The 10308-nt window shown below is 60.2% G+C and carries 11 protein-coding genes; 3 read left to right on the forward strand and 8 right to left on the reverse strand.

Annotated elements, in window-relative coordinates; all coding sequences use genetic code 11:
* Positions 1-17: 17 nt before the first annotated feature.
* Positions 18-908, forward strand: a complete 891-nt coding sequence (locus JK208_RS02915; protein ID WP_211574254.1) for a hypothetical protein — start codon at positions 18-20, stop codon at positions 906-908.
* Between the two features lie 17 nt (positions 909-925).
* Here JK208_RS02915 and JK208_RS02920 read toward each other — a convergent pair whose 3' ends face one another.
* The 6 genes from JK208_RS02920 to JK208_RS02945 are packed head-to-tail and all read right to left on the reverse strand — an operon-like array spanning position 926 to position 6752.
* Positions 926-1996, reverse strand: a complete 1071-nt coding sequence (locus JK208_RS02920) for a glycosyltransferase (RefSeq protein WP_211574255.1) — start codon at positions 1994-1996, stop codon at positions 926-928.
* Positions 1993-2748, reverse strand: a complete 756-nt coding sequence (locus tag JK208_RS02925) for an NTP transferase domain-containing protein (RefSeq protein ID WP_211574256.1) — start codon at positions 2746-2748, stop codon at positions 1993-1995. Before JK208_RS02925 ends, JK208_RS02920 begins: the two co-directional genes overlap by 4 nt.
* Positions 2745-3560, reverse strand: coding sequence for a sterol desaturase family protein (locus JK208_RS02930; RefSeq protein WP_194261394.1), 816 nt, complete (start codon positions 3558-3560; stop codon positions 2745-2747). Before JK208_RS02930 ends, JK208_RS02925 begins: the two co-directional genes overlap by 4 nt.
* Entirely contained in the window at positions 3557-4666 is a 1110-nt protein-coding gene (locus JK208_RS02935; protein ID WP_211574257.1) for an LptF/LptG family permease, read from the reverse strand. Before JK208_RS02935 ends, JK208_RS02930 begins: the two co-directional genes overlap by 4 nt.
* Positions 4663-5817: an LptF/LptG family permease gene (locus tag JK208_RS02940; protein WP_211574258.1), complete on the reverse strand. Its 1155-nt coding sequence runs from the start codon at positions 5815-5817 to the stop codon at positions 4663-4665. The genes JK208_RS02935 and JK208_RS02940 overlap by 4 nt, the downstream gene beginning before the upstream one ends.
* Positions 5814-6752, reverse strand: a complete 939-nt coding sequence (locus tag JK208_RS02945; RefSeq protein WP_211574259.1) for a metallophosphoesterase — start codon at positions 6750-6752, stop codon at positions 5814-5816. The genes JK208_RS02940 and JK208_RS02945 overlap by 4 nt, the downstream gene beginning before the upstream one ends.
* A gap of 120 nt (positions 6753-6872) precedes the next feature.
* Between JK208_RS02945 and JK208_RS02950 the strand changes: the two genes are divergently transcribed.
* Positions 6873-7838, forward strand: coding sequence for a diacylglycerol kinase family protein (locus JK208_RS02950; protein ID WP_249201879.1), 966 nt, complete (start codon positions 6873-6875; stop codon positions 7836-7838).
* The gene (locus JK208_RS02955; RefSeq protein WP_211574338.1) at positions 7831-8769 is read left to right on the forward strand and encodes a hypothetical protein; all 939 of its coding nucleotides are present in this window, start codon (positions 7831-7833) and stop codon (positions 8767-8769) included. The genes JK208_RS02950 and JK208_RS02955 overlap by 8 nt, the downstream gene beginning before the upstream one ends.
* Before the next feature lie 35 nt (positions 8770-8804).
* On the opposite strand, the gene spt is transcribed toward JK208_RS02955, so the two are convergent.
* Entirely contained in the window at positions 8805-9998 is a 1194-nt protein-coding gene (gene spt, locus JK208_RS02960) for a serine palmitoyltransferase (protein ID WP_211574260.1), read from the reverse strand.
* Positions 9995-10249, reverse strand: a complete 255-nt coding sequence (locus tag JK208_RS02965; RefSeq protein WP_062027581.1) for an acyl carrier protein — start codon at positions 10247-10249, stop codon at positions 9995-9997. Before JK208_RS02965 ends, spt begins: the two co-directional genes overlap by 4 nt.
* Positions 10250-10308: the final 59 nt, after the last annotated feature.

Here is a 10308-nt window from a genome sequence, read left to right on the forward strand (position 1 = left end):
TGCGGGAGGAGTGCCTCATGCCATTTCTGCGGACGGATCACTGGCGATGCGCCATCGTTCATGCGCCTCTGGCGGAGATCGTCGATGCGGCCAGCCTGAACGGTTTTCCCATCACGACGCTGCCTGACATCGGGGACCATCGTTTTCTGGCAGATCCTTTCGGACTGTGGCGGGATGGAAAGCTGTATGTCTTTGCCGAAGCGTTCGATTATCGCCATCCGAAAGGCACGATCGAGGTTCTGATCTATGACGGTACGGGGCGTCTGCTGTCCCGCGAGAGCGTTCTGGAAGAGCCTTGGCACCTGTCTTACCCTTTTGTGCTCGAGCATGAAGGAGAGGTTTATCTGCTGCCCGAAGCGAGCGCTTCGGGGCGTCTTTCGCTCTATCGTGCGACATCGTTTCCCAAGGGCTGGGAGCGCGTCGAAGCTTTCGATTTCCCCGAAGCCGCGATCGACGCCACGCCGTTCCAGCATGCCGGTCGCTGGTGGATGTTCTGGACTCCTGCGGGCAGTAAGGTCGAGCGGCAAAGTCTGCTGAATATTTCGGTTGCCGATACGTTGACGGGTTCATGGAAGAACCTTGGGCTTTTCCTGAATGACCGTGCGGGCGCGCGTCCGGCAGGAACACCAGTTGTCGTGGATGGAAAGATCATTCTGCCGACACAGGACTGTCAGGGCACCTATGGACGCGGCATCCGGCTTCTGGAAATTGAGGGGCTGGAGCGTGAACTGCCGAAAGTCACGCCCGGGCTGACGATTTCCATTCCAGCATCCCTGCGTCGGCGTTTTGGGGACGGAATGCACACGCTCTCCGCAGCCGGGCAGGTGACGCTGATTGATCTCAAGAAAATCGGACTTGGCCCCAAACGGGATCTGCTGAATATGAGGCGCAGGATTTTCGGAACCTGAAAGCGTGATCCGGGCGTTCAGAAGCCCGGAATGCGGTCCAGTACGGCGTTCCCATTACGGGTGAAGGCTTCCGGTCCGAAGCGTTCCAGAACCCGCTTGCGGGAGCGTTTCCCCATTGCTGCCAGATCGGCGGGTCTGCCGATCAGATCCGCCAGAGCGGCGGCGAGCGCCGGGGCATTATCGAACGGCACGATGCGTCCCGTTTCGCCGTCGAGAATGCTGGATGGCAATTCTCCGGCAGGGGTCGCAACAACCGGCAGTCCGCAGGTCATGGCTTCATGCCCTGCCACGCACATGCCCTCCCAGTGCGACGACTGGACATAAAGATGCAGGGCTTTCAGGAAATCCATCGGCTTTGACGTATAGCCCGGAAGATCAATCGGCAGATTACCCTCCGTGATGCGGGCCTGAAGCGCGGCATGCAGAGGGCCGTCGCCTGCGATCTGAAGACGAAATGGCGGCAGGTCGGGATGGTCTTTCAGGAGGGCCACGGCATCGCAGAGGATGTCATAGGCTTTGACCGGATTGAGGCGTCCCAGAGAGCCGACACGGACGATTTCGCCTTCTTTCCACGGCGTTGCGATGGGCGCATTGGGATCGGCGCGGAAAATGGGCCAGGCCACGAAATTGTCGCTGAGGCCGAGCTCTTTGGCTGCGAAAGTGATGACGGACTGGGAGTCGGCGACCCAGAGCGTGGTGTAGGGACGGCAGAGTCTCAGAAGAAACGCATTCGCTTTCTTCAGGCGTCCACAATGCTGCCAATGAACTGTCGGAGTCTTGCGACGTAGGGCGACCAGTTGCCCCAGAAGTGTGGCGCGGCTCAGCGACGTCCAGATCAGATCGGGTTGGAACATCTCCATCTCGTCGCGCAGCCAGCGATAGGCCGCGATATGGTCACGCGTTGTGCCTTCTCGCACCCGCACCGGAATGCCTGCTGCTTCGAGCAACGGAATGGCGAGGTCGTCCTTGCGGGCCAGCGCGAAGACCGTCACATCCCCGCCTCGGGCGCGCATGACGGAAACAATATCCGGAATGGGAAGTTGTGCACCGCCACATTCGAGCGAATTGATGATGTAGGCGATTTTCATGGGGTCGTCTGCGCCAGAATCTGTTCAGCCAGCGTCAAGTCGGACGGCTTGTCCACATCCACCGCGGCGCGCCCGTCCGACAGCGTCACCAGCCGGACGTTCGCGCCGGTGAGCTTCTGGATACGGCGGTAAAGAGCGCTGGAATCCAGTGTACGCGTCACGGCGCGCAGCAACGTGCCGAGGCCAAGAGTCAGAGCCATTCGAAGCGGCTGTTTGCGGTTCTGCTGAAGGCGCTTCCACAATTCGATGACGTTCCGCCCTTTTGGCGTCCCGATCAGGAACAGGTTACAGCCTGAGAAACTCATATCCGAAAGATGGATATAGGTGCGTTTCGTGCCGGGAACATCGCGCTCAACCATTGCGCGTAACGCCACGCCTGCTGCCAGATCGCAGTCCTGCGCTTTGGCTAGAAACTCCTCAATCCATTCCGGGCGAAGAAGCGCATGGTCGGCTGTCGTCACCAGACAGGGCGTGCCAATCCTGTCGATCGCCTCGGCAACGCTTTCGCTGGGAGAAGGAGCTGAGCGCAGGATCGTGGCGTCCCCCGCGAGGTCCCGGATGCAGTCGGGGTTTTCGATGCTGATCGTGACGGGGCCAAGGCCGGGCGTGCGGGCGATGGTGTCGAGCACGCGGGCCAGCATGGGCTGACCCGCGACGGGAAGAAGCGCTTTGTGAGAAACCCGCCCGAGTTTTGCGAGAACATCATTCTCGCCGTCACGCGAACCAGCGAGCACCAGAACCGGAAGACTCATGCCGCGGGGTTACGGTCTGACGTTTTGCGTGATGCTGCCGGACGGGCCCCGTCCGGGCGATCTTTCGGCGGCGAGCCGGTCAGGTCCATAACCCATGGATAGCGGTGCGCCTCTTCAAGATCGTAACCGAGATTGAAGACGTGTTTGCTGCGGGGCCGGTCACGCGCTTCACGGTAGAAGCTGCTGAACAGACGGTCCGGCACATAGTTCGTGATGCCGTAATTGCCGTCTTCGTCGTGGAAGTGATGCAGGACGTGCAACTGCTTGATGTTCGCCACCCATTTCCAGCGCGGCTTGTAAGCCAGATGCTGGATGCAGTGGAAGAATTCATAGATACAGGTCATGACCAGTGCGGTCGAAAGGGCGCAGAACGCACCGCTCCAGCCCGCGATCAGACCGCCGATCGGCATCGTAATGATGGCCATCGTCGGCACCGTGTTTAGCGGTGAGCCGAACAGAACGTCCAGCAGATGCGGGTCCTGATGATGGTCAAAATGGATGCGCTTCCACAGGGAGGCGGTCCAGTGATTGCGATAGAGCCAGCGCCCATGAAGGATGAAGCGGTGGATCGCATACCAGGCCAGTGGATAGACCACGATCACGACGGGAACGGGGATGAGTGTCACCCACAGGGCAGTCGAGAAATGCAGGGCCGCCCAGGCCGCGCCCGCGATCAGGGCGAAGTAGAGCAGGATCGTCGGATAGGTCAGATAGGCGAACCAGAGCTGGGAGAGGTTCATCTTCCCCAGATCAAAGCTGCGGCCAGTCCGGATGGCGGACATGTTGCGCCACGGTGCAGTGAAAGTGCTCATCGTTCCTCCATCCGCAGGATCCAGGTCAAACCCAGAAGGGCGCCAAGCAATGGCCCGACGCTGACAGCCAGCGGGGCTGGCAGCGTGCCTGCGTTTCCAAGTGCGGAAATCATTCCCTGCAGGATGACGAAGCCCATTCCGGCGCCAAGAACATACACCGGAAGCGGATTTCGAAGTCCTGCACGGGGAGGGATATAGATCACCGGAAGCGTCAATAGAAGCATTACTGCAATTTCGAACGGTAAAATCATGCCGCCAAAGAGGGCCATGCGGTAGGTGGCTCTGGGCAGACTTGCCGGAGCCCCCTTGTGCAGAATGGCACTGATCTGCCCCGGTGTGACGAAAGCGCCGCTCTGGGACAGTGTCATGATGGTGGACGGGATGGCGGGGATGATGAAGGTGCTGTCGCCCTTCGTGACGTTTACAAACGATTTGTCTTCGGAAAGGGACAGATCCTGCGCGCCATCAGGATGCCACCGACCCTGTGTGTAGGTCAGGGTATTCGTATGTTCGGTTCCGGTGAGCAGCCCCGTGGAGTCACGGTGATAGATCGTCACATCCCGCAGGAAATATCCGCCCTGGGCGATCTGACCGATCCGCACCAGAGTGGGGCCTGCGCGAAACCACAGGATGTCGTCTTCAGGCTGTCCGTCCTGCCCGGCCAGAGGGTCTGTCCTGTTCCACCATGTGGTGAGGGCATTTTCACAGGCGGGGACCAGCCAGTACTGGGCGCAGGTTCCGCAGAGACCGACAATCAGGACGGCGGGCAGAAGGAGGCGGTACAGCGAGGGTGTCGAAAGTCCGGCTGCGCGCAGGGCGGAGATTTCGCTCGACAGCGTCATCTGCGTCAGCAGGAAAAGTGTGCCGACCATGAAGGCCAGCGGCAGAATGTCGATGCTGAGTGCTGGCAGGTGCAGGAACGCGAATGTCAGGATCCCGCGGATCCCGAGATGTCGGTTCAGGATCGGCGTCGTCTTCTCCATAAGGGCCAGAATTTCCAGCAGAGAGACGAGCACGACACCGCATAACATGAACCGGCCAAGCAGGGCCCGGTTGAGCGCCTTGATGAGTACGAAGCGCGGCATGGAAGGCTGAGAGTCGCTCATGCCACAGCCCGTTTCAGCAGACGACGGCGCCAGGAACCCCGGGACCGACGCAGCAGGGCCGCGAGGCAGCCTATACAGAACACGGCCTCCGGCACCCAGATTGCCAGCCAGATCGGCAGACGGCCCGTGGAGGCGAGGCTGTGTCCGAACATCAGGGTCTGGTCGAAGCCGATCAGGATGACTGCGACGGCAATCAGGCCCCAGACGGATTTGCGTCGTCTCGCGCTGATGGCCAGCGCGACCGCCAGTGGAGGAATGAAGGGAATGGCAATGGCGCGGGCCATGCGGAAGTCCATTTCAGCCCGAAGTGTGCGGTATTCGATGCCCGGCAAGCCGTAGCGCAGATCATGGGCCAGTTCGAGCAGGGTCAGTTCACGCTCGTCCGCTCCGCGTGTGCGGAACGCGGTTTCCTTGTCCGGCCGATCGATGACGCGGACGACATGCTCGAAATGCGTCACTGTCGGCTTGTGAGGATGGGTTGCTTGAAACGGATCATCCACGATTTCTCCGTTCCACAGATCGAGGCGCGTGCTGCGCGTTTTTTCCGAAATGGTTAGCGCGCCTGTTTGCGCCGTGATGATGTGGGCGACCCCACTGGGGCTGACTTCGCGGATGAAAACGCGTTTGAGGCGGGTTCCGGCATGGCTGACACTGTCTGCGGTCATGACGGCTTTACTGGAGGTGGAGGCGAACATCCCGGCCTGAAGATGAGGCGCCCAGCCGGTATGTTCGGCAAAATAGAAGCCTGCGCGATAGTCATAGCGGGCCACGGGCTGGATATAGCCGTACAGGAACACGCTCGCCGCACCGAGAAGCAGGCCGACGATCATGAAAGGACGGCTGATCCGCATGAGCGAGACGCGACCGGCCTGAAGAGCGTCGATCTCATTGTTGTCGCTCATGCCGCGGATGGTCAGGAACACCGCGATGCACAACGCCGCGGGCAGGGCGATGCCGAAATAATGGGGCAACAGGTCCGTCAGGAGCGCGATGCAGGTCGCAAGCGAACTGCCTGCGGAGGCGAGATAGTCGAAAAGCGACAGCAGGCGTTCGAGAAGCAGGGCGACCAGCATCGCCAGCAGTGCGATCGCAAATGGCGGCGCCATCTGCGTCAGCAGATAGCGGTCCAGAATATGGGCCCGCTGTTTCACGCGTCTGTCCTTCCTGCCTGTTTTCGCCCGGATCTCTTCCATGACGCCCGTTCGCTGACCGAACCATCCAGCCGGTGACGGGCCAGATCAATGTGCCAGCCCCCTTCATATGGGCGGATCGTCAGATGATTCCAGCACGCCTGTCGGTGAGGGCGGTCATCTGTCAGGGAGGCCGATGCCACGCCCAACAACGGAATATCCGTGCCGGCGATATGGGTCAGGGTCGCATCATGGGAGTGGCCGTGCAGGACGATTTCCGCTCCGGCCCGTCGGAGGAGGGCCGCAACTTCGCGGTGATCCAGCAAGGATTTGCGCCAGGGGACGAGACCGCGCTTTGGGGGATGGTGGATCATCACCACCCGGCATAGTCCTTCTTTTCCAAGCTGCTCCAGCAGGGCTTCAAGCCGTTCCCGCTGTGTGCGTCCAACGCGGCCGTAAGCCATGAAAGGGGCTGTAGGGATGCCGGAATTAACGCCGATGATCGCAACCCCGTTCTGCAGACGCACATACGGATATTGCCGCGCGGACCAGCGTTCCCACTGATTTAGCCCCGCGGAAGCCGGTTGCCGGACCATGCAGTCATGATTGCCGGGGATCACGAGGACCGGAGCGGGGAGTGCTTCCAGCCAGCGGGCGGCCTCGGCGAATTCGTCCGGTGTTCCGAAATTGGTCAGATCCCCGCTCACAAGGATCGTGTCCACGCCTGTGCGTCCGATATCCTTCACCAGTGCAGCGCAGGTCTGAGCGAGATGGACGTACTGGCGGTGTTTTTTCCACGACAGAAGGCTCAGGGCGCGCTTGTTGAGCGCCGCGCGCCAGTGAACCGGCGGTGGAGGCAGATGCGGGTCTGAAATATGGGCCAATGTGACATGAGGCGTTGTGACAGGGGACGTGTGCCGCGACGCGAGGGGATCTGCGGGCAGGTCAGGGGTCATGATCAGAGAAAGGCCTTGTCAGTATCCACGCCATGAACCGGCGCCCGGGACTGCCGGGATGTGCCGTTCTGGCAGTTCCATCATAGCCGTGCTAGACCCGCCCGCATAGCCGAACGCCATATGAAGATTGCCTCCCCAGTGCGCATAGCCTTGATCCATAATGCCCGTAGCCGGAAAAACCGCCGGAACGGTTCCAGTTTTGCTGTCGAGGCCCAGGCCCTTCTGGGGAAGGATTTCGTTCCCTCCGACAGTCGGGAAGGAACCACCGCTCATGTTCGCCAGCTTTACGAACGGGGTATCGACACGATCATTATTGATGGCGGAGATGGAACGGTCAGTACGGCCCTGACTGCGATTGCGCGCGCCTATCCCGCAGACCGTCTGCCGGACATCGTGGTTCTGGCCTCGGGTAATACGAATCTGATTGCCAGTGACGTCGGGTTTGGCCTGCGGGGGATGGAAGCCATCCGTCGCCTGAAGGCAGGGGCCCTGCGCTCAAGTATCCGCACGCCCATCCGTCTGTCCTGGCCCGGAACCGACCGGATGCCCGTATTGGGGCTTTTCGGGGGATGCGCCGGATTTGCGCGCGCCGTCCGCATCGCGCATTCGCCGACGGTCCTGCGTTTTGCACCGCATGATCTGGCCGTCGGAATCACTCTTCTCACCACGTTTGTCAGTCTCATGTTCCGCAAAAGCCGTGAAGCATGGCTCCGGGGAGATCCGCTTCGGATCGAGACAGGCGGTCATGTCTATGATGGGCAAAGCTTCATGTTTCTTGTAACGGGGCTCTCGTGCCTGTCACGCGGGATCTGGCCGTTCTGGGATGCTGAACCCAATGTCGAGGGTCTTCGATATCTTGATGTCAGCGCACAGCCCGAAAGTCTTCTGCGAGCCACATGGGCGCTCCTGTGTGGTCGTGCACCGCGCTGGCTGCGTCGTCATCCCGATTACGTCAGTGGTCGTACGGACGATATGACATTGGTGACGGAAAGCGATTTCGTGCTTGACGGAGAAGTTTTCAGCGCGGCCCCGGATGGCGTGTTGAGGCTGGAACGTGCGCCCAGCTTCCGGTTCCTTCATGCCTGATGCGCTCGAACAACGACTGATCGGTGAACTGACCACCTCTGTCAATCCGGGCGTCAGCGCTTTTGCGGATGCTTTGGCCCGTGCCTGTCCCGAACTGCCGCTTGGCGTGCTGTTTTACGGCTCGCTTCTGCGCAAGGCCGATCCGGACGGTATTCTCGACTTCTATATTGTCACCGAAAATACAGAAGGCTTTTCAGGTGGCCTGATCGCCCGGACCGGAAATCTCGTGCTGCCGCCCAATGTGCGGTATTCGGAATTCCGATATCAGGACCGCGTTTTGCGTGCCAAGATCGCGGTCCTGTCCCGTGAGCAGTTCGCCGCCCGCACCAGTCTTGGCGCTTTGGACACCACGATCTGGGCCCGTTTCTGCCAGCCGGTCCGGCTGGTCTGGGTGCGCGGACCGGAGAGCGCGGACAGTCTTCTCACCCTGATTGCGGGATGTGTGACGACGGCGTCATGCTGGGCAGCCCTTTTAGGCACGCCTTCCATGACGGCGCTGGAGTTCTGGCAAACCCTGTTCGCCCATACTTATGCGTCTGAATTGCGGGTTGAGAAAAAGGGGCGCGGCAACAGTATTCTGGAAGGACAGGAAGCGCGGTACGCGGCCCTGCTGCCGCTGGGATGGGCGCGGGGACGGCTCCGGTTTTCCGCTCATGACGACATACTGGAACCCGTTATCAGTGCGGCCCTACGTCGAAAAGCGCTCCGTCGCTGGGCGTTAGTGCAGACATCCGGCCGTCCGCGGAATGTCGCCAGACTGTTGAAAGCGGCTTTCACCTTTGAAAACGGCGCGTCCTATCTCGCTTGGAAAATACAGCGGCATACCGGTTTCGATATGCAGTTATCGCCTTTTGAAAGTCGGCATCCGCTCGTGATGTTGCCACGACTTCTCTGGCGGGCCCGAAAGCTGTTGGGTCGTCCGAAAGTATAAAAAAGGGGATCCGTTGGATCCCCCTTTTTTATGGATTACAGCCCGAAATGTCTGGCGACTTCGCCGAAGACCGCGACCGCCCGGTCGATTTCCTCGGGCGAATGGGCTGCCATCACTGAGCAGCGCAGCAGAGGACGGTTGTCAGGTGTTGCCGGCGGCAGCGAGAGGTTCACGTACACCCCGTTTTCCAGCAGTGCGTTCCAGAAAGCGACGGCCTGATCCACGGTTTCAAGTGTTACCGCGACGACTGGCGAAATATGCGCGCCGGTCTTGAGACCAGCTTTCTGAAGCCCGGCATGCAGACGTGCCGCATTGTCCTGAAGCTTTGTCCGCAGTTCCGGATGGTCCTGCATGTCCTCGAGCGCTGCCATGGTGGCGGCAATGATCTCGGGGGGAAGGGACGCCGTGAACATGTAGGGGCGTGAGCACAGGCGCATCAGATCCACGCCGTCATGGTCCGTGACGCAATATCCGCCGACGGTGCCCAGCGACTTGGAGAAGGTCCCGACCACGAAGTCGATTCCGTCCTCGCAGCCCTGAACTTCCGCAACGCCACGGCCATGCGCACCCATGACACCGAACGAATGGGCTTCGTCAGCCATCAGATAGGCGCCGTGGCGCGTCTTGATGTCGACGAATTTGTCCAGAGGGGCGACATTGCCCGTCATGGAATAGATGCCCTCGGCGACAATCAGCTTCGCGCCCGGATGGTCCTTGAGACGCGCAAGGCGCTTTTCCAAATCGACCGGGTCATTGTGGCGGAAGCGGATGACCTGCGCACCGGACAGTTTGGCGCCGTCATAGATGCTGGCATGGCTGTCCGCATCGAGCAGCAGAATGTCGTCCTTGTTCACCAGTGCCGAAATCGTGCCGAGATTGGCCTGATACCCGGTGGAGAACACCATACAATGCTTGCGTCGGAAGAACTCGGCCAGACGGGCTTCGAGCTTGCGATGCAGGCCGAAGGTGCCGTTTGCGATGCGTGAGCCTGTCGTGCCGACGCCCATCGTCTCTGCCGTTTCCACGGCGGCTTCGATGGCTTTTTTCGACTGGCTGAGACCAAGATAATTGTTGGTCCCGAACAGGAGCGTTTCACGGCCTTCGATGATACCGACGCTGGCGGAAACCGGACGCTCGATCACGACTTCGAACGGATTACGCGGCGACGTGGCCGTCAGGGCGTCGTAAGCTTCGCGCAGTCCTGCATGTTTGGCGAAGATATCGATCACGCCTGGGCGACCTTCAACGCGTGCAGGCAGCCAGCCAGATCATTGATGGTACGGATATCGGCCAGCTTATCGAGAGGGACGGAAACGTCGATTTCGTCTTCGATTTCCATGACAAAGTTCATGACGGCGAGGCTGTCAAAGGCAAGATCTTCGACAATCTTGCTGTTGCCATCGATGTCCCGGGGAACTTTCGGGTTGGCAAGCAGTTTCTCAATGATCATTGCGGAAATGTCGGTGACGCTGTCAGTCATGGACTTCAACTCTCGATGTCTGTGCAATCTTGGGCAAGCCTTATGCTCCAAACCCGTCC

This window comes from Gluconobacter sp. Dm-74 (assembly GCF_018256135.1).
Lineage (GTDB): Bacteria > Pseudomonadota > Alphaproteobacteria > Acetobacterales > Acetobacteraceae > Gluconobacter > Gluconobacter cadivus.